18 protein-coding genes and 2 tRNA genes are annotated in these 20,533 nt (G+C 44.7%); 3 read left to right on the top strand and 17 right to left on the bottom strand.

Features of this window, described 5'->3' with window-relative positions:
- The first annotated feature begins 9 nt into the window (after nucleotides 1-9).
- Both btsR and M1E93_RS16030 read left to right on the top strand, forming a co-directional pair.
- Complete coding sequence (btsR, locus tag M1E93_RS16035) at nucleotides 10-726, top strand: two-component system response regulator BtsR (protein ID WP_104873175.1); 717 nt, start codon at nucleotides 10-12, stop codon at nucleotides 724-726.
- 95 nt (nucleotides 727-821) lie between these two features.
- A complete protein-coding gene (locus M1E93_RS16030) occupies nucleotides 822-1,196 on the top strand; it encodes a YjaA family stress response protein (RefSeq protein WP_004915826.1) in 375 nt (124 codons plus the stop codon).
- 115 nt (nucleotides 1,197-1,311) lie between these two features.
- Here the strand turns inward: M1E93_RS16030 and M1E93_RS16025 are convergent, their stop codons facing one another.
- From M1E93_RS16025 to rlmE, 16 genes are all read right to left on the bottom strand, one after another.
- Entirely contained in the window at nucleotides 1,312-3,180 is a 1,869-nt protein-coding gene (locus M1E93_RS16025; RefSeq protein WP_004915822.1) for a DEAD/DEAH family ATP-dependent RNA helicase, read from the bottom strand.
- A gap of 169 nt (nucleotides 3,181-3,349) precedes the next feature.
- Entirely contained in the window at nucleotides 3,350-4,267 is a 918-nt protein-coding gene (gene nlpI / locus M1E93_RS16020; protein WP_004915819.1) for a lipoprotein NlpI, read from the bottom strand.
- Nucleotides 4,268-4,345: 78 nt separating this feature from the next.
- The gene (gene pnp / locus M1E93_RS16015) at nucleotides 4,346-6,469 is read right to left on the bottom strand and encodes a polyribonucleotide nucleotidyltransferase (protein ID WP_014657328.1); all 2,124 of its coding nucleotides are present in this window, start codon (nucleotides 6,467-6,469) and stop codon (nucleotides 4,346-4,348) included.
- Nucleotides 6,470-6,749: 280 nt separating this feature from the next.
- Nucleotides 6,750-7,019 (bottom strand): 30S ribosomal protein S15, encoded by a 270-nt coding sequence (rpsO, locus tag M1E93_RS16010; protein ID WP_004915813.1) that lies wholly within the window; start codon nucleotides 7,017-7,019, stop codon nucleotides 6,750-6,752.
- Nucleotides 7,020-7,141: 122 nt separating this feature from the next.
- Nucleotides 7,142-8,086: a tRNA pseudouridine(55) synthase TruB gene (gene truB / locus M1E93_RS16005; protein WP_104873174.1), complete on the bottom strand. Its 945-nt coding sequence runs from the start codon at nucleotides 8,084-8,086 to the stop codon at nucleotides 7,142-7,144.
- On the bottom strand, nucleotides 8,086-8,496 hold the full coding sequence (rbfA, locus tag M1E93_RS16000) for a 30S ribosome-binding factor RbfA (RefSeq protein ID WP_014657326.1): 411 nt from the start codon (nucleotides 8,494-8,496) through the stop codon (nucleotides 8,086-8,088). Before rbfA ends, truB begins: the two co-directional genes overlap by 1 nt.
- A 103-nt stretch (nucleotides 8,497-8,599) precedes the next feature.
- The gene (infB, locus tag M1E93_RS15995; RefSeq protein ID WP_004915802.1) at nucleotides 8,600-11,332 is read right to left on the bottom strand and encodes a translation initiation factor IF-2; all 2,733 of its coding nucleotides are present in this window, start codon (nucleotides 11,330-11,332) and stop codon (nucleotides 8,600-8,602) included.
- A gap of 23 nt (nucleotides 11,333-11,355) precedes the next feature.
- The gene (gene nusA / locus M1E93_RS15990) at nucleotides 11,356-12,864 is read right to left on the bottom strand and encodes a transcription termination factor NusA (protein ID WP_426207016.1); all 1,509 of its coding nucleotides are present in this window, start codon (nucleotides 12,862-12,864) and stop codon (nucleotides 11,356-11,358) included.
- A 23-nt stretch (nucleotides 12,865-12,887) separates the two neighbouring features.
- Entirely contained in the window at nucleotides 12,888-13,340 is a 453-nt protein-coding gene (rimP, locus tag M1E93_RS15985) for a ribosome maturation factor RimP (RefSeq protein WP_014657325.1), read from the bottom strand.
- Nucleotides 13,341-13,546: 206 nt separating this feature from the next.
- Nucleotides 13,547-13,623, bottom strand: a tRNA-Met gene (locus M1E93_RS15980).
- A gap of 59 nt (nucleotides 13,624-13,682) precedes the next feature.
- Nucleotides 13,683-13,772, bottom strand: a tRNA-Leu gene (locus M1E93_RS15975).
- Nucleotides 13,773-13,872: 100 nt separating this feature from the next.
- Complete coding sequence (gene secG, locus M1E93_RS15970) at nucleotides 13,873-14,211, bottom strand: preprotein translocase subunit SecG (protein WP_004915793.1); 339 nt, start codon at nucleotides 14,209-14,211, stop codon at nucleotides 13,873-13,875.
- A 260-nt stretch (nucleotides 14,212-14,471) separates the two neighbouring features.
- Nucleotides 14,472-15,809 carry a phosphoglucosamine mutase gene (gene glmM, locus M1E93_RS15965; protein WP_004915791.1) on the bottom strand — a complete coding sequence of 446 codons (1,338 nt, stop codon included), beginning with the start codon at nucleotides 15,807-15,809 and terminating at the stop codon, nucleotides 14,472-14,474.
- Complete coding sequence (folP, locus tag M1E93_RS15960) at nucleotides 15,802-16,650, bottom strand: dihydropteroate synthase (RefSeq protein ID WP_104873173.1); 849 nt, start codon at nucleotides 16,648-16,650, stop codon at nucleotides 15,802-15,804. Before folP ends, glmM begins: the two co-directional genes overlap by 8 nt.
- A gap of 65 nt (nucleotides 16,651-16,715) precedes the next feature.
- The gene (gene ftsH, locus M1E93_RS15955) at nucleotides 16,716-18,695 is read right to left on the bottom strand and encodes an ATP-dependent zinc metalloprotease FtsH (protein WP_127891335.1); all 1,980 of its coding nucleotides are present in this window, start codon (nucleotides 18,693-18,695) and stop codon (nucleotides 16,716-16,718) included.
- A 48-nt stretch (nucleotides 18,696-18,743) separates the two neighbouring features.
- Complete coding sequence (gene rlmE, locus M1E93_RS15950; protein ID WP_004915770.1) at nucleotides 18,744-19,373, bottom strand: 23S rRNA (uridine(2552)-2'-O)-methyltransferase RlmE; 630 nt, start codon at nucleotides 19,371-19,373, stop codon at nucleotides 18,744-18,746.
- 206 nt (nucleotides 19,374-19,579) lie between these two features.
- On the opposite strand from rlmE, the gene yhbY reads away from it, so the two are divergent.
- Nucleotides 19,580-19,873, top strand: coding sequence for a ribosome assembly RNA-binding protein YhbY (yhbY, locus tag M1E93_RS15945; protein ID WP_014657324.1), 294 nt, complete (start codon nucleotides 19,580-19,582; stop codon nucleotides 19,871-19,873).
- 118 nt (nucleotides 19,874-19,991) lie between these two features.
- Here the strand turns inward: yhbY and greA are convergent, their stop codons facing one another.
- Nucleotides 19,992-20,468, bottom strand: a complete 477-nt coding sequence (gene greA / locus M1E93_RS15940; RefSeq protein ID WP_004915763.1) for a transcription elongation factor GreA — start codon at nucleotides 20,466-20,468, stop codon at nucleotides 19,992-19,994.
- Nucleotides 20,469-20,533: the final 65 nt, after the last annotated feature.

Here is a 20,533-nt window from a genome sequence, read left to right as displayed (position 1 = left end):
TAAATTTCTATGAATGTATTGATTGTTGATGATGAACCACTTGCGCGGGAAAATGTACGCTGTTTGTTGGAAGAGCATGATGATATTGAAATTATGGATGAGTGTGCCAATGCCATTGAGGCGATCAGTGTTATCCATAAAAAGAAGCCCGATGTCGTGTTTCTTGATATTCAGATGCCACGTATTACGGGCCTTGAAATGGTACGCATGCTCGACCCTGAAGATAGGCCTTATATTGTCTTTCTAACTGCATTTAATGAATTTGCCATACAAGCCTTTGAAGAACATGCTTTTGATTACTTATTAAAACCATTAGAGAGTGAAAGGCTAAATAAAACACTAACCCGTCTACGCCAAGGCAAGCAAAAACAAGATCTCGAGATCCTAAGTGACCATGAACCACTCAAATTTATTCCTTGTACTGGTCACAGTCGTATTTGGCTGATGAAGTTGGAGGAAGTGCAGTATGTGACCTCGCGGATGAGTGGTGTTTATGTGATGAGCACGCAAGGTCAAGAGGGCTTCACCGAACTGACACTGAGAACGCTAGAGTTACGCACACCTTTGGTCCGTTGCCATCGCCAGTATTTGGTGAACATGACAGAATTAAGTGAGATTTTGTTTGGTGACAATGGGCAAGCAGAGCTCGTTTTAAGGTCGGGCGAACATATTCCTGTCAGCCGTCGTTACTTAAAACCACTAAAAGAAGCGCTGGGGATCATTTAATGTGCCATACTGACTCTAAATAATTTGCGTTGTCGCTAGGCGACAAGTCAACATACTGCAACTTGGCGGATAACGAGTTTATAAGGAGATCACACATGGCGGACTTCTATTTACAACTTCGCACTAACTCAATGACTTTAAAAAACCTAAAGACCCATGAGGAGTACACCGCCGAAGGGGAGTTCTCATCTTCTCGGTTAATTGTCGGAGATTTCTACGTCGCCCAAAGCCTCCTAATACAGCTTATTGATGCAATGAAACTCAGTATTCGCCTTCCTTTAACCCCTCATCACCGCATTGTTATACAAGCCTTAGAAAAAAATGAAGGTGGACTAAGCCCCGTTGAAGTCAGGTTATTAGAAGAAATTACCGTTACGGCGTTTAATCATAAACTGAAAAAAGTGATTGTCAGCCATGACGAATTACCCATGCCACAAAGGCAAGCGGAAGAATTATTAGATAATAAATAGTGTTATTACCTGTCGTGTTAGAACAACATAAAAAAACCGCTCCATTAATTTGAAGCGGTTTTTTCACAATTTAAGTCGTGCTTCCTAAATAGAAACACTCGGTAAATGTATGTAATTAAGCATTATGGCTGGTGCTACGGCGGCGCGGAGCTGCCGAGTTGTGATCTTCATTACGACCACGTCCGTTACCACGATGGCCACCACGACGATTGCCACCCTCACGGTCGTTGCGACGCTCACCATTAAAGCCACCGTCACGGCGTGAACCACCACGACGCTCACGACGTTCAAACGGCTGTGCATCACCAATTAATTGCATTTGCATTGGTTTATTCAAAATGCGTGCACGGCTTAAGTGAGTTAACACTTCGGTTGGCATGCCTTTTGGTAGCTCAATCGTTGAGTGAGAGCCAAACAGCTTGATATTACCAATATAACGGCTGCTAATATCCGCTTCATTGGCAATCGCCCCTACAATGTGACGCACTTCTACGCCATCATCACGGCCGACTTCGATGCGATACATTTCCATATCGCCAACATCACGGCGCTCACGACGACCACTACGATCACCACGCTCTGCACGGTCAAAGCCATTGCCATTACGATCACGACGGCGATCATCACGGTCATTGAATTCACGACGTGGGCGACGCGGTGCATCTGGTGGCAGAATAAGTGCACGCTCACCTTGAGCCATTTTTAGCAACGCGGCGGCCAATGTTTCCATATCAACATCTTCTGACGGTGACAGTTTCTTTAACAGCGCGCGGTATTGGTCTAAGTCACTGCTTTCAAATTGCTGTTGGATTTTTTCAGCAAATTTCGCCTGACGACGTTCACTTAGCAATTGTGAATCTGGCAGTTCAACTTCAGGGATCGTTAGCTTCATGGTGCGTTCAACGTTACGCAGCAAACGACGCTCACGGTTCTCTACGAACAAGAGTGCACGGCCAGCACGCCCTGCACGGCCAGTACGACCGATACGGTGAACATAAGACTCTGCATCCATTGGGATGTCATAGTTAACGACTAAGCTAATACGGTCAACATCAAGACCACGAGCAGCAACGTCAGTGGCGATCAAAATATCCAAACGACCGTCTTTTAAACGTTCTAGCGTTTGTTCACGTAACGCTTGGTTCATATCACCGTTCAATGCAGCGCTGTTATAACCGTTGCGCTCAAGCGCTTCTGCCACTTCCAGCGTTGCATTCTTTGTACGAACAAAAATAATTGCTGCGTCAAAATCTTCGGCTTCTAAGAAACGAACCAGAGCCTCATTTTTGCGCATGCCGTAAACAGTCCAATAGCTTTGAGCAATATCTGGACGTGTTGTAATGCTAGCCTGAATACGAATTTCTTTAGGCTCTTTCATGAAACGGCGTGTTATACGACGAATTGGTTCTGGCATCGTCGCTGAAAACAGCGCTGTTTGATGCTCTGCTGGGATTTGGCTCATGATGTTTTCAACATCTTCAATAAAGCCCATACGCAGCATTTCATCAGCTTCATCCAGTACTAAGCCTTTCAATTTAGACAGGTCTAATGTACCGCGTTTCAGATGATCAAGCAGACGCCCAGGCGTTCCTACAACAACTTGTGGCCCTTGGCGCAAAGCACGCAATTGCACGTCGTAACGCTGGCCACCATATAGGGCTACCACGTTAACACGGCTCATGTGTTTAGAAAAATCGCCCATCGCTTCAGCAACCTGAACCGCCAACTCACGTGTTGGGGCTAGGACTAGAATTTGCGGAGCTTTTAAATCTGGATCAATGTTGTGCAGTAGCGGCAAACTAAAGGCTGCGGTTTTACCGCTCCCCGTCTGTGCCATACCCAACACATCATTACCGTCCATTAACAATGGAATACATTGTTTTTGGATCGGAGAAGGTTTTTCATATCCCAGGTCGTTTAGTGCAGTCAAAATAGACGCTGATAAACCTAAATCAGCGAAAGAGATATCAGTCTCGGTGGTCATGTAAAGGTGCCTCATACTTAATGGCGGCCAGTTTACATAACCGTGCGAAAATCATTTCGGTCATTTTCATTTAAAATGTGAACTGGCTCAAATTGTGTTATTAAACGAACAAATAGGCCGTCACCCCGAAGGATGATGACTCAAAAAATAGTGATGAAATGTTCGTCAGCTATTGCTGGCCCGATTCTAAAAGGTCGTCTTGTTCTTGGCCTAACAGCGCCAATTCCAACAATGCATAGCGGTGTTCAACAAAGCTATGAGCGTTGTTAGCCACCGTCAGTTTGAATAACGCAGTTGCGCTATCCTTATCCCCCAGACTTAGGTAATGCTTACCTAAATAGAAGTTAGTTTCACTGAGATGCTCAGCGAGCGAAGTGTTATCCGTAGAAGTTTCTTTCAAGCGCTCCATCAATGTGTTTTCACTGATTTTGCCAAGGTAAAACTCTACGATATTCCAGCCCCATAGCCCTTTCTCCGCACGGTCATAACGAGCTGCAAGATTATCTTGCGCCACTCGCGGGTCTATGTCTTTCTCAACGAGATAAAGCCATAGCGTGCGAAAAGGATCATTTGGATCTATCTGATAATACGCCAGCAGATCATCTTGCGCTAGTTTGTACCGACCACCGTAATATAATGCGATGCCGCGGTTCATACGCGCGAAAGTGTAAGTTGGATCAAGCTCTAATACAGAATCAAACGCTTCATAGGCGGCATCATAGTTGCCAGCCTGCGTAAAATATATTCCTAAAAAGTTAAAAATTTCAGGAATATCAGGGCGAATCGCTAACGCCGTTGAAAAATCATTGCGCGCTAACGCCCTCAAACCGAGACTATCATACAACACTCCGCGCTCATATAAAAGCTGAGCGTATTCGTCATCGGTTAAAGATCGGCTCGCAAGGATTTGTTCCATACGAGCCAATATTACTTCTTGTTGTAATGAAGGTTGCAGAGGAACAGCAAATACCTCGTTTTTACGCCAATCTTTACTGCTGCATCCAATGAGCACAAAAAAGATAAGCGCAGAGACCACACGAGTAAACGTGCTTAAGCCCCTAAACCGAAGACAGATACTATTCAGCATACTCCGCCCTTACATTACCACTATTTCAGCAAATTACGGCTATGCGCCCTAACTTATAGGGCGCTGCTTAGATTCAGCCTATTCTGCTGAGTCCTGCTGCTGTGCTGGAGTTTCTTCAGTCGCAACAGCTTCTTTCATGCTCAGGCGGATACGGCCTTGACGGTCGATTTCCAACACCTTAACAGGAACTTCTTGACCCATTTGCAGATAGTCAGTCACTTTCTCAACACGCTTATCGGCGATTTGAGAAATATGCACTAAGCCTTCTTTACCACCACCGATAGCAACGAACGCACCAAAGTCAACGATACGAGTAACTTTACCTTGGTAAACACGGCCGACTTCGACTTCAGCAGTAATTTCTTCGATACGACGGATAGCTTCTTTTGCTTTCAAGCCATCAGTTGCAGCAATTTTCACTGTACCATCATCTTCAATTTCGATTGTAGTGCCAGTTTCTTCTGTCAGCGCACGGATAACCGAACCACCTTTACCGATAACATCTTTAATCTTATCTGGATTAATGCGGATAGTGTGAATACGTGGTGCAAATTCAGAAATATCATCACGAGGGCTGTTAATCGCTTGTTCCATTGTACCTAGGATGTGCAGACGAGCACCTTTTGCTTGGTTCAATGCAACTTGCATGATTTCGCGAGTAATACCTTCGATTTTAATATCCATTTGCAGTGCGCTGATACCATCACGGCTACCTGCGACTTTAAAGTCCATATCGCCTAAATGGTCTTCATCACCAAGGATGTCAGAAAGTACGACGAAATCATCGCCTTCTTTAACCAGACCCATAGCAATACCAGCAACCGCTGCTTTAATTGGCACACCTGCATCCATCAGTGCTAAAGAAGCACCACAAACCGACGCCATTGATGATGAACCGTTTGATTCAGTGATTTCAGATACAACACGAACAGTGTATGGGAAATCAGCATGATCAGGCATGACCGCCATCACACCGCGTTTCGCTAAACGACCATGACCAATTTCACGACGCTTAGGCGAACCAACCATACCTGTTTCACCAACAGAGTATGGAGGGAAGTTATAGTGGAACAAGAAGCGATCAGTATATTCGCCCATTAACTGGTCAATAACCTGTGCATCACGTTCAGTACCCAGTGTTGCAGTGACTAATGCCTGAGTTTCACCACGGGTAAATAGCGCAGAACCGTGAGTACGTGGCAGAACGCTAGTGCGTACATCCAGCGCACGAACCATGTCTTTTTCACGACCATCAATACGTGGCTCACCACGAATGACACGGCTACGAACAACTTGTTTTTCTAGGTTCGCTAGAATGTCAGCAACTTCAGCTACGTCGACATTTTCATCTTCAGCCACGATTGCTGCTGTGACTTCTTCTTTGATCAGGTCAACTTGCTCATAACGCTCTTGTTTTTCAGTGATACGATAAGCATCACCCATACGGCTTTCAGCCAGCGCTGCAACTTTATCACGTAAAGCTTGGTTAACTGGCTCTGGTTGCCAATCCCATTTTTCTTTACCTGCTTCTTTAACTAGCTCATTGATTTCTTGAATCACGATTTGTTGTTGATCATGACCAAAAACAACGGCACCCAGCATTTGCTCTTCGCTTAACAGATCCGCTTCTGACTCAACCATCAGAACTGCGCTTTCTGTTCCTGCTACCACTAAATCAAGGCGGCTTAATTTTAGCTCATCTGCTGTTGGGTTCAGAACATATTGGTCATTGATAAAACCAACACGTGCCGCACCAATTGGGCCATTAAAAGGAACACCAGACAACGCCAATGCAGCCGATGCACCGATCATAGCAACAATATCCGGGTTAACTTGTGGGTTAACAGAAACAACGGTTGCGATGATTTGGATTTCGTTCAGGAAACCTTCTGGGAACAGAGGGCGTAATGGGCGGTCAATAAGACGCGCGATCAGCGTTTCACCTTCACCAGGGCGGCCTTCACGACGGAAGAAACTGCCTGGAATACGACCAGCAGCATAAGAGCGCTCTTGGTAGTTAACGGTCAGAGGGAAGAAGTCTTGGCCTTCTTTAACTTTTTTCTGAGCAACCGCGGTCACAAAAACGGCTGTATCATCCATGTTTACCATAACAGCGGCAGTCGCTTGACGCGCTATCATGCCGGTTTCAATGGATACGGTATGTTGACCGTATTGAAATTTGCGTACGATAGGATTTAACAAAATAGTACCCTTTATTTTAGGCCACTCGACTCTCTCTCGTGGCATTGGCTTTCTCTTCCTAACTACAGCCTCGCGACTAATGAGAAGACAGATATTCAAATGATCAATTTTCTCATTAGCCGCGCGAATCGGTGTAGCTGAAGAGGCGTTAATAAAACAATTAATTACGAATCATAGCTTAGCATTTAAGTTAAGTATAATTCGAGTCTTACTTCAACTTTAAATATAACTTTTAGAAGAAAAGGGGCCATTAGGCCCCTTTCCACTGAAACTGACTCGATTAACGACGCAGACCCAGACGCTCGATAAGAGCGGTGTAACGCGCGATATCTTTGCTTTTCAGATAAGCTTGCAATCTACGACGCTGAGCAACCATACGCAGCAGACCACGACGGCTGTGGTGATCTTTTTTGTGCTCTGCAAAGTGGCTTTGCAGATGGTTGATTTGAGCGGTCAACAAAGCGATTTGCACTTCGCTTGAACCAGTGTCGTTAGCATCGCGGCCGAATTCAGCAACGATTTTTGCTTTAGCTTCAGTACTTAGAGACATATTAAACTCCAAATGTATAAATGTATGTAATGAGAGCCAATCTCTAATTTAGCATCTCACAGATTAAGCGCCGCTATTCTACGCTGCTTATAGTCGCAAAGCAATAAGTGCCGCCATGCGGATTATTCATTTTCAACAACTAAACGCCGAGGAGCAACCCGCATATCTTCACTGATCAACGCAATGCCAATAAAACGTTCAGCAGTACCACAAGTCACGCGAACCATGGTGCCTTCCGCTAATTGACCAATATTCGCCCTAACAGGCTGGCCCTGCTTAAAGTATGCCGCCGTTTCTTCTGTCAAATTAACGGCAGGAAAATGCACCACCGCAGTATCCATCGGCAACAATAAAGGGTCGAGCAGCGATTCAAAAGTGCCATTGCCTTCATCAACTTGCGCTCTTAATGCGGCGAGCTGCTCTAATGTCACCATCCGCGCATAAGGGTAGTTTGCTACCTGCAAGCGTCGTAGGTAAATGACATGTGCACCACAACCTAACATCTCACCTAAATCGTCAATAATGGTACGAATATAAGTACCTTTAGAGCAGTGAATTTCCAGTTCCAGTTCATTATTTTCTAAACGAATAAACTGTAACTCATACACTGTGATAGGCCGTGCTTCCCGCTCAACGGTGATCCCTTTACGCGCATACTCATACAAAGGTTTCCCTTGATGTTTTAGTGCCGAATACATTGATGGCACTTGCAATGTATCACCACGAAAATGCGCTAATGCCCCATCAAGCTGAGCTTGTGTAAACTCAACGTTACGCTCACTGATGATTTGACCATGGGAATCCGAAGTGTCAGTACGTTGTCCTAGACGGGCAATCACACGATAACGCTTGTCTGAGTCGAGTAAAAATTGAGAAAACTTGGTTGCTTCACCGAGACAAACAGGGAGCATCCCTGTTGCAAGTGGATCTAACGCTCCCGTGTGACCCGCTTTATTTGCATTGAAGAAGCGCCGCACTTTTTGCAGCGCATCGTTTGAAGAAATATCAGTGGGTTTATCCAGCAGCAAAACGCCATGTATGTCACGGCCGCTACGACGACGCCCCATTATTTTTCCTCTTTATCATCCGCGTTCGCACGACGCATTTCATCATTACGAATAACATTGGAAACTAAGTTAGACATACGCATACCGTCAACCAATGAGCTATCGTAAGAGAACGTTAACTCTGGAATAACGCGTAAACGCATCGCTTTTCCTAGCAAAGAACGAATAAAGCCAGAAGCTTCATTGAGCGCTTTAATGCCATCTTGAACCATTTGAGACTCATGTTCTTCATGAGAAATATTAAGGAAAGTCACGAAAACTTTACCATAAGCCAAGTCTCTTGATAGCTCGACACCTGAAACAGTTGCCATGCCAATGCGGGGATCTTTAACTTCACGCTGCAAGATAATCGCAATTTCTTTTTGCATTTCTTGGGCTACGCGCTGAGAACGACTAAATTCTCTTGCCATCGTTATATCTCCTGACATTTTGGGGGGCTATTGCCCCCCAATAAATACAAAGCTATGGATACCCGCGATAAGCGATATGCTCCCTTCGCGGGTATAAAAGAAATTAACCGTCAATCGAACGTTTAACTTCAATCACTTCAAAGACTTCAATCATATCGCCAACACGGACATCGTTGTAGTTCTTAACACCGATACCACACTCCATACCATTACGGACTTCGTTGACGTCATCTTTAAAGCGACGTAGTGACTCCAGCTCACCTTCGTAAATAACCACGTTATCACGCAGAACACGGATTGGGTTATTACGCTTGATAGTACCTTCTGTCACCATACAACCAGCGATAGCACCAAACTTCGGTGATTTAAAGACGTCACGGACTTCTGCAAGACCCATGATTTGCTGTTTGTATTCAGGTGCTAACATACCGCTCATCGCTTGTTTGATTTCATCAATCAAGCTATAGATGACGGAGTAGTAACGTAAGTCAACACTTTCACTCTCAATAACGCGGCGAGCAGATGCGTCAGCACGAACGTTAAAGCCAAGAATGATCGCATTCGATGCCGCAGCCAGAGTTGCGTCAGTTTCGGTAATACCACCCACACCAGAACCGATGATTTTGATTTTAACTTCATCAGTCGATAGTTTTAACAGTGAGTCAGTAATCGCTTCACAAGTACCTTGAACGTCGGTTTTTAGAACAATGTTCAGTTCAGAAACTTTACCTTCTTCCATGTTAGCAAACATGTTTTCCAGTTTAGATTTCTGTTGGCGAGCCAATTTCACATCGCGGAATTTACCTTGGCGATACAATGCAACTTCACGTGCTTTTTTCTCGTCACGAACAACGGTTGCTTCATCACCTGCGGATGGAACATTGGATAGACCTAAAATCTCAACAGGCATTGATGGGCCAGCAGATTGAACTTCTTTACCGAGTTCGTTACGCATTGCACGAATACGGCCGTATTCAAAACCACAAAGAACAATATCGCCTTTGTTGAGCGTACCTTCTTGAACAAGAATCGTTGCAACTGGACCACGACCTTTATCAAGGTAAGATTCAACAACAACACCGCTTGCCATACCTGCGTAAACTGCTTTCAGCTCGAGGACTTCTGCTTGTAGCAAGATAGCATCAAGCAGCTCATCGATACCGGTACCTTTTTTCGCCGATACGCTAATAAACTGAGTATCACCACCCCAATCTTCAGAAATAACACCGTATTGTGACAGCTCATTTCTTACACGATCTGGATCCGCTTCTGGTTTATCAATTTTGTTCACAGCAACAACGATAGGCACACCCGCCGCTTTTGCGTGTTGGATGGCTTCGATAGTTTGTGGCATCACACCATCGTCTGCTGCAACAACCAGAACAACGATATCCGTCGCCTGAGCACCACGAGCACGCATTGACGTAAACGCGGCGTGACCCGGAGTATCTAAGAAGGTGATCATCCCTTTATCAGTTTTCACATGGTAAGCACCGATGTGCTGAGTGATACCACCTGCTTCGCCTGAAGCGACTTTCGTTGAACGAATATAGTCAAGCAGTGATGTTTTACCATGGTCAACGTGACCCATGATGGTAACAACCGGTGCACGTGGCTCTTCAACTGCTGAACCCGTATCACGGTCATTCATTACCGCTTCTTCTAGCTCATTTTCGCGACGAAGGATAACTTTGTGACCCATCTCTTCTGCAACAAGCTGCGCAGTTTCTTGGTCAATGACTTGGTTGATAGTCGCCATCGCGCCCATCTTCATCATTGTTTTAATCACTTGTGAACCTTTCACCGCCATTTTGTTAGCGAGTTCACCAACAGTGATCGTTTCACCGATAACCACGTCACGGTTTACTGCTGCCGCAGGCTTGTTAAAGCTTTGTTGCAGTGAACTACCTTTACGTTGTTTACCTTTGACGCGATTAGAGCGGCCAGCAGCGCGTTCTTCTTCACGATCGGCTTTTTCAGAAAGCTTATTGCCTTTCTTTTGGCGAGGCGCTTTCGCACTACGGTTACGAGAACGACGACCTTCTTCTTTTTCGTCGCTTTCATCTTCCGCTGCACGAGCATGGCGAGAAGTCGTCGTGTGATAGTCACTATCGTCGTCGATTCTGGAATCATTGTTCCATTTTTCGTTGTTTTCTTCTGCCATTTTGCGAGCCTCTTCTGCGACACGTCTCGCTTCTGCTTCAACTTTACGTTGAGTTTCTTCTTCAACTTTACGCTTCAGAGCTGCTGCTTCAGCTTCACGGCGCTGTTTTTCAGAGTTGGTCTCACCGGCTTTGCCAGCTTTTTGATGATTTTCGCTTGATTTCACTTTTTCTCTTTCCGCTACTTCGCGCGTAGCTTTCTCAGCTGCTTCACGTTTTGCTTTCTCTTCGGCTGCACGCTTTGCTTCCGCTTCACGCTTCGCATTTTCTTCTGCGATACGTTTTGCTTCTGCTTCACGTTTAGCCAGTTCTTCAGCTTCGCGCCGTGCTTGCTCTTCCGCTTCACGCTTCGCCTGCTCTTCCGCTTGCGCTTGCTCAGCGTCGCGGTTCACATAAGTGCGTTTTTTGCGGACTTCTACATTTACCGATTTGCTCTTACCACCGGTGACTGGAACACTCAACGTACTACGCGTTTTACGTTGCAATGTTAACTTACTTGGCTGGCTCGCTGAACCGCCTTGCTCACGATTCAAGTGCCCCAGCAATGTTTCTTTTTCTGCCTGACTAACAGAGTCATTCTCACCTTTTTTGATCCCTGCTTCAGCAAATTGCTGTACCAGGCGTTCAACTGTGGTTTGAATTTCTGCTGCCAATGATTTTACAGTTTCTGTCATGCCGTTCCTTCCTGCTACAGTGTTTACGCATCGTTACCGAACCAGCAAATATTACGTGCGGCCATGATGAGTGCACCTGCCTTCTCATCATCCAGACCCTCGATATCAATCAGGTCGTCGATGCCCTGCTCAGCAAGATCTTCCAGTGTACAGATACCGCGAATAGCCAAATTATAGGCCAGAGTATTATCCATACCATCCAGATTCAATAAATCTTCTGCCGGCTGGTTATCACCTAGACTCTCTTTTTGAGCCAATTCAATCGTAGTGAGGGCCGCTTTCGCTCTTTCACGTAGAACTTCAACAGTTTCTTCATCTAAACCGTCAATTTCCAGAAGCTCTTTGATAGGCACGTAGGCCAGTTCTTCTAACGTCGAGAAGCCTTCTTCAACAAGTGCAGTGGCGAACTCTTCATCAATGTCAAGATGCTTAGTGAATGTGTCAATAGAAGCATGCGCTTCTGCCTGATGTTTTGCATTCAGCTCTTCTGCAGTCATGACATTCAATTCCCATTTGTCATCACCACGGTGTTTTTTCAGTAACTGTGCTGCTAAGCGCACATTTTGGCCGTTACGACCAATCGCCTGAGCTAAGTTACTGCTTTCTACGGCAACATCCATTGTACATTTGTCTTCATCAACCACAATAGATGCCACATCAGCCGGAGCCATTGCATTAATCACGAATTGAGCTGGGTTATCATCCCATAACACAATATCAATTCGCTCGCCGCCTAGCTCACTAGAAACAGCTTGAACTCGCGCGCCACGCATACCAACGCACGCACCGACCGGGTCAATACGCTTATCGTTAGTTTTTACTGCGATCTTAGCGCGAGAACCCGGATCACGAGCAGCGGCTTTGATTTCAATAATTTCTTCACCAATTTCTGGCACTTCAATGCGGAATAATTCAACCAACATTTCTGGGCGAGAACGGGTAACAAAAAGTTGTGCGCCACGTGCTTCCGGACGAACATCATACAGGACTCCACGGATGCGGTCACCTGGACGGAAGTTTTCACGCGGTAACATATCTTCTCGTAAGATCACCGCTTCAGCATTGTTACCAAGATCTAACGTGATATTTTCACGGTTTACTTTCTTAACTTGAGCGGTGATGATCTCACCTTGTTGCTCACGGAATTGATCAACCACCATCGCACGTTCCGCTTCACGTACTTTCTGTACGATCACTTGTTTTGCAGTTTGGGTTGTAATACGGTCGAAAGCAACGGACTCGATTTGGTCTTCAACGTATTCGCCCAGTTTTAGCTCTGGGTTTTCAAATTGTGCTGCTTCTAACGTAATTTCACGTGTTGGCATCGTTACATCTTCAACGATCAGCCAACGACGGAAGGTATCAAAATCACCGGATTTGCGATCGATTTCGACACGAACGTCAATTTCTTGCTCATATTTCTTTTTGGTTGCTGTCGCTAGTGCCGTTTCCAGTGCCTCGAAGATTTTTTCACGAGGGAGGGATTTTTCGTTAGAAACCGCTTCTACAACAGCCAGAATTTCTTTGTTCATCCTAGTTGCCTCATTGAACTTAATTAAAAGTGGGGTACCAAGTTAGCTTTCTGGATGTTGCCAAGGGCGAACACTTCATCCTTACCATCCACAGTAACCGTTATCATTTCACCTTCGACAGCTTTTATAATGCCTTGCCATCTACGGCGGTTCTGCATCGCAATGCGTAAAGTCAGTGCCACCTCTTCACCGACAAAACGCTCATAATGTGCGACAGTGAACAGTGGGCGTTCTAGCCCTGGTGACGATATTTCTAGGTTATAGACCACAGAGATTGGATCTTCGACATCCAATACTGCACTCACCTGATGGCTGACATCAGCACAATCATCAACAGTGATGCCTTCTTCACTATCAATGAAAACACGCAATGTCGATGTACGAGCACGGACAAACTCTAAGCCTACAAATTCAAAGCCAAGTGCTTCCACCGGTGCTGAAATCATCTCTGTCAATTTTTGTTCTAATGTGGACAAGCCCACCCCCAGACATAAAAAAAGGGCTATAAAAGCCCAGTTAATTCGATTGTCAAATAACAAAAAACCCCGAAATTTCGGGGCTTTATGAAACTGGACCCTGTAGTGCCAACGGGTTCACCATGTTCTTAGTATATCTTTAAAACCGTGATAAATCGATGAGAATTTCCGATAAATACATCTGATAAGATATGCTGACTAAGAATTGGTTGCGGGAGCCGGATTTGAACCGACGACCTTCGGGTTATGAGCCCGACGAGCTACCAAGCTGCTCCATCCCGCGTTCGAAAACGTGACATATTCTACACAAATAACCTGTAGAGCACAAGTTATCTTAAATAATGGTGCCGAGGACGGGACTTGAACCCGTACGCCCGTTTTGTAGGCACTACCACCTCAAGGTAGCGTGTATACCAATTTCACCACCTCGGCACTGAGGCGAGGTTATTGATGAATAACTTAACAATAACCCCAAATTCTTTTTTACTTTATTGATGATGGCTTAAATGCCTTCATCCGGAATCTTTAACACTTAACGAGGGATATCGCTCGTTGGTGTTGCTGGTGCTGCCGGAACGTCTGTTGGTTGCTCGACTTTTGCCGGTTCACTAATATTTTCCCATTTGCTACCAGTTCCATATTTATTGGCAGTCATATTGCCAAGGATCAAACTGATAATGAAAAATACAGCAGCCAAGATTCCAGTCATACGAGTCATGAAGTTACCAGAACCCGATGAACCAAACAGTGTTGCAGAGGCACCCGCACCGAATGACGCACCCATGTCAGCACCTTTACCTTGTTGTAACATGATCAGACCAATCAGGCCGATAGCTACCAACAAGAAAACAATTAAAAGAGCTATGTACATTTGAGTTACCTATTCAGTTTGCGGAACATAGTGTAACCACTATGACCTATAATACTGCACACCCGCTTATTTGCCGCTTAAGTATGACCTTTACGGGATTAAGCAGGTGCGAATACTAACCAAAGCTGAGCCGACAAGCAAGCCAAATTTCATTTCCTGAGTTCATTTGCGGAAAAAAACAGCAAATGAACTCGGGATGGGCAATTTTGTCAGGCTCTCAGTTAGTGCCTTATTTTTAAACGATCCTATCGTTAAAATGATTAACCTGCCGCTTTTACTGCATCAGCAATGCGGTTAGCCATCGCCAAAACGTCAGCTTCATTTTCACCTTCGACCATGACTCGAATCAAAGGTTCTGTACCTGATTTTCTCAGCAGAACACGACCTTTGCCTGCCAACTCTTTCTCGACTTGCTCACTCGCGGCCAATACAGCTTCACTTTGTAATGGGTCATGTGAGCCAGAAAAGCGTACGTTAACCAATACTTGCGGTAACAGTTTCATGCCACTGCATAAGTCATGCAAACTCATTTGGTTACGAACCATCGCACTGAGTACTTGCAGACCAGCCACAATACCGTCACCCGTCGTCGTTTTATCTAATAAGATAATATGACCTGAGTTTTCAGCCCCCATTCTCCAACCTTTTTCTTGGAGCTTCTCAAGTACATAGCGGTCACCCACTTTTGCGCGCTCAAAAGGAATGCCAAGTTGTTTCAGAGCGATTTCTAACCCCATATTGCTCATCAGCGTGCCGATAACACCACCTTTTAATTGGCCTTGACGTAATGCTTCACGCGCAATGATATAGAGAATTTGGTCACCATCGACTTTATTACCTTCATGGTCAACCATAATCAAACGGTCACCATCACCATCAAAGGCTAGCCCCACATCCGCTTTTTCTGCAAGCACACGCTCTTGTAGCATGCGAACATCCGTAGCGCCACACTTCTCATTAATGTTGATCCCATTAGGTTCACAGCCAATCGCGATGACTTCAGCCCCTAACTCACGAAATACATTCGGTGCAATATGGTAAGTTGCGCCATTAGCACAGTCGATAACGACTTTTAGGCTAGAGAGGCTTTGTTCACTAGGGAAAGTGCCCTTACAAAATTCAATATAACGACCCGCAGCATCAACAATACGGTTTGCGCGACCTAGCTCTGCGGATTCAACACATGTGATTGGTTTTTCCATCTCCGCTTCTATCGCTTCTTCGACTTCATCAGGCAATTTAGTCCCATCAATCGAGAAGAATTTAATCCCATTATCATCATAAGGGTTATGAGACGCAGAAATTACAATCCCCGCCTCAGCGCGGAAAGTACGTGTCAGATAAGCTACGGCAGGTGTTGGCATTGGGCCAGTAAATGACGCAGATAAACCCGCAGCCGCTAGACCCGCTTCTAAAGATGACTCCAACATATAACCGGAGATACGCGTATCTTTACCAATAATAATTTTTCGTGAGCCATGGCGAGCAAGAACTTTCCCTGCTGCCCAGCCTAATTTTAATACGAAATCAGGCGTGATTGGGCTGTCACCCACTTTGCCACGAATACCATCAGTACCAAAATATTTACGGTTACTCATACGCTAACTTTTCCTTTTCTGACAGAGTCATCTGAACGATCTGCATTGCTTGTACGGTCTCTTTGACATCATGTACACGAATAATCTGTGCGCCTTGCATCGCTGCGATAGTTGCGCAAGCAATACTTCCCACAAGCCTTTCTTGTGGTGGAACATTCAATAAGTTTCCAATCATAGATTTACGAGACATTCCTGCCAATAGCGGTAGTCCGAAATCATGAAACTGATCCAAATTTGCCAACAGTTGATAATTATGTGACAGGTTTTTACCAAAACCAAAACCGGGATCGAGTATTATCTGCTGTTTATCGATACCTGCCGCGACACAACGCGCAATTTCAGCATCAAAATAAGCTTTAATATCTGCTACAACATTTTCATAATTAGGCGCATCTTGCATGGTTCTTGGCTGACCTTGCATATGCATAATACAAACGGGTAAGCCACTTTGTGCCGCAACTTCAATGGCTCCTGGCTCATGTAATGAGCGAATATCATTGATTAAGTGCATACCTGCTTTTGCGGCTTCTGACATCACTTCCGCTTTTGAAGTATCAACAGAAATCCACACATCAAAACGCTGTGCAATGGCTTCCACAATTGGAATAACTCTATCGAGTTCTTCATTGACAGAAACCTCTGCCGCTCCCGGACGCGTCGATTCACCGCCAATATCAATAATCGATGCCCCTTCATTCACCATCTTAACGGCATGTTCCAATGCGTCATGATAACGATTATGAGTGCCACCATCTGAAAATGAATCAGGAGTAACATTCAAAATCCCCATCACTTTTGGTGTGGATAGATCGAGTTCACAAGCCCTTGCTCTAATTTTCATCGTTATTTCACCTTAACGTAAAAACCCCAGAGAACTGGGGTTTTTCCATATCACTTAACGATAGCTTATTGTGGTTTGTTATCGTTTGTATTGTCTGATGAATGAGATTCATCATTACTGTTTTTTGGCTCTTCAGATTGAGGTTTTTCAGTCGTTGTTTCAGGTTTTGATGTATTAACCGCAGCACCAAAAGAACCCGTTACATTGTTGACTTTTTTGTCTTCATCCCAGCCCGCCGGTTCGCGTACAGGACGACGATTCATCAAATCATCAATCATTGGCATATCAATGGTTTCATATTTCAATAATGCATCTTTCATAGCATGCAGAATATCCATATTGTCTGTCAGCGTTTTATAGGCGACTTGGTAAGCGCGCTCAATAATTGCTTTAATCTCTTCATCAATAATGCGAGCAGTTTCATCCGAATAAGTCGAGCTGTGCCCCGAGCGACCTAAAAATGCAGGCCCTTCCTCGTCAGCATACAGTACTGGCCCTAACTTCTCAGAGAAGCCCCACTGAGTCACCATTTTTCTAGCGGTGTTGGTTGCTTGCTGAATATCGCCTGACGCCCCTGTAGAGACTTTGTCATGACCATAAATTAACTCTTCTGCAATACGACCACCGTATGTGCTAGCGATATTCCCTTCTAATTTCTGACGGCTTGCACTGACTTGGTCGCCTTCAGGTAGATAGAAAGTAACGCCCAATGCACCCCCACGAGGGATAATCGTCACTTTATGCACAGGGTCATGCTCAGGCATCAGATAACCAACAATTGCATGGCCTGCTTCGTGATACGCGGTAGCTTCTTTTTGTTCTTCTGTCATCATCAAAGAACGATGTTCAGCCCCCAGCCATACTTTATCCCTAGCTTTTTCAAACTCAACCATTGAAACAACGCGTTTGTTGGCACGAGCCGCAAACAGGGCTGCCTCATTCACTAGGTTTGCCAATTCAGCACCGGAGAACCCAGGCGTTGCTCTAGCAAGGATGGCTGTATCAACAGCAGGATCAATAGGAACACGACGCATGTGAACTTTTAATATTTGTTCACGACCGCGTACATCTGGTAAGCCTACCATAACCTGACGGTCAAAACGGCCTGGACGTAATAATGCAGGGTCCAAAACATCAGCACGGTTTGTTGCCGCAATAACAATAATACCCTCATTGCCTTCAAAACCGTCCATCTCAACCAGCATTTGGTTCAGAGTCTGTTCACGCTCATCGTGACCACCACCTAAACCAGCGCCACGTTGACGACCAACCGCATCGATTTCATCGATAAAGATAATACAAGGTGCTGCTTTTTTCGCTTGTTCGAACATATCACGAACACGCGATGCACCAACACCGACAAACATTTCAACAAAGTCAGAACCTGAAATCGTAAAAAATGGTACTTTGGCTTCACCGGCAATTGCTTTAGCAAGCAAAGTTTTACCTGTACCTGGAGGACCTACCATCAGGACGCCTTTTGGTATTTTACCTCCCAACTTCTGGAAACGAGCTGGTTCACGTAGAAAATCAACAATTTCACCAACTTCTTCTTTTGCTTCATCACAGCCAGCAACATCGGCAAAAGTCGTTTTGATTTGATCTTCCGTTAGCATTCGAGCTTTGCTTTTGCCGAATGACATTGCTCCTTTACCGCCACCGCCTTGCATTTGGCGCATAAAGAAGATCCAGACACCGATCAGCAGAAGCATTGGGAACCAGGAAATAAAGATAGTTTGCAGAAAGCTAGGTTCTTCTGGTGGCTCACCAACGACAGTTACGTGCTTATTTAGCAACGTGTCTAACAGCTTCTCATCCTGCATAGGAAGATAAGTTGTATAACGGCTATTATCAGCCTTTCTGACGTTTAATTCACGACCTGTGATACGAACTTCACGTACCTGATCCTGGGCTAACTCATTGATAAACGTAGAATAATCAACTCTGCGATTATTCGAATCGCTTGGGCCAAAACTCTGGAACAAGGACATCAGAACAACTGCGATGACTAACCAGAGAATCAGGTTTTTCGCCATGTCACTCAAGGGATTAACCTCATATTACAACTGTGTTAACAAATAACGTTCAGGGTACTACAGTTTTAGCCCTGTCGCTACAATGTATACTTCACGCGATCGTGCCCGCGAAGATTCGGGTTTACGAACTTTTACTTTCGTAAATAGGGAACGGATATCCCTGAGGTACTCGTCAAAGCCTTCCCCCTGAAACACTTTAACAATAAAACTGCCCCCAGGAGCCAGCACAGCACGGCACATATCCAATGCTAACTCAACCAAATACATCGACCGAGGTATATCGACCGCGGGAGTCCCACTCATATTGGGAGCCATGTCAGACATGACTACCTGGACTTTTTTATCTCCAACCCGCTCTAACAGTGCAGCTAGCACTGCTTCTTCACGAAAATCTCCTTGAAGGAAATCAACGCCAACAATCGGGTCCATCGGTAAAATATCACAAGCAATCACCCGGCCATTATGGCCTATTTGACTAACCACATACTGTGACCAGCCTCCGGGTGCTGCCCCCAAATCAACAACGGTCATACCTGGTTTAAAAATTTTATCACTTTGCTGGATTTCATCCAGTTTAAACCATGCACGTGAGCGAAGCCCTTTTTTTTGTGCTTGTTGAACATATTTATCACTAAAATGTTCTTGCAACCAGCGACTAGAGCTTGCCGAACGTTTTTTATTGGCCATTGCATTTTCCAACTATACTAAATAGAGCACATCTATCCCCATCATTTTTCGGCCTACATGAACGTTGATGATACCACTGCATGTAATTCGAATTATTTTGGGTGTTCATTGTTACTTCTTTACCATCCGATAAATATAATTGATGGTGATAGATATCAGATGGCGGTAGAATAAGCCATTTTCAATACTAACGAAGCAAAAAATCGATGAATCTTAATAAAAAACAAATCCAACACCTGAAAAGCCTCGCTCATCACCTCAACCCAGTTGTTATGATTGGTAACAATGGGTTAACTGAGGGTGTTTTAGCTGAGATTGAACTTTCATTAGCACATCATGAGCTTATCAAAGTCAAAATCGCAGGCGAAGATCGCGAAACTAAAAATTTGATCGCCGCAGCGATCGTTCGCGAAACAGGTGCTGTTAATGTACAAATTATAGGCAAGATACTTGTTCTCTACCGTCCATCGGATGAGCGCAAAATTATTTTACCTAAATAATCACCCTTAATTTATATAAAAATGCCATTGAAGGCAGCTTTTATATGAAGAAAAAGGCCGCCAGCGGCCTTTTTCGCTAATACAGTAAAATAATATAACCAATTCAGGCAAATAGGAATCAGATATACTCAACTTTAAGAATTTCGAACTCAACGTCGCCACCGGGCGTTTTGATAGTGACAACATCATCCTGTTCTTTACCGATCAAGCCGCGTGCAATCGGTGAGTTAACGGAAATCAGATTGATTTTAATATCTGCTTCATCATCACCCACAATGCGATAAGTCAGCTCTTCATCCGTATCAACATTCAACACAGTAACTGTCGCACCAAAAATCACACGACCATTGTTTGTCATTTTCGTGACGTCAATAACCTGAGCATGGGAAAGCTTGGATTCAATTTCTTGAATTCGGCCTTCACAAAAGCCCTGTTGTTCGCGAGCGGCATGATATTCTGCGTTCTCTTTCAAGTCACCGTGTTCGCGGGCTTCCGCAATCGCTGCAATAATTTCCGGGCGGCGGACAGATTTAAGATAATCGAGCTCTTCTCGTAACTTATCTGCACCCAATACCGTCATTGGAATCTGTTTCATTGATAAATACCTCTGTTTCAATCCTATCTAAAAATAAGTATCTTCCTGATTTTTGTAACAACAGT

Origin of the sequence: Providencia sp. PROV272 (assembly GCF_049901975.1) — a bacterium.
GTDB lineage: Bacteria > Pseudomonadota > Gammaproteobacteria > Enterobacterales > Enterobacteriaceae > Providencia > Providencia stuartii.
Note: the sequence above shows the minus strand (reverse complement) of the source record. Positions and strands in the feature narration are given on the sequence as shown.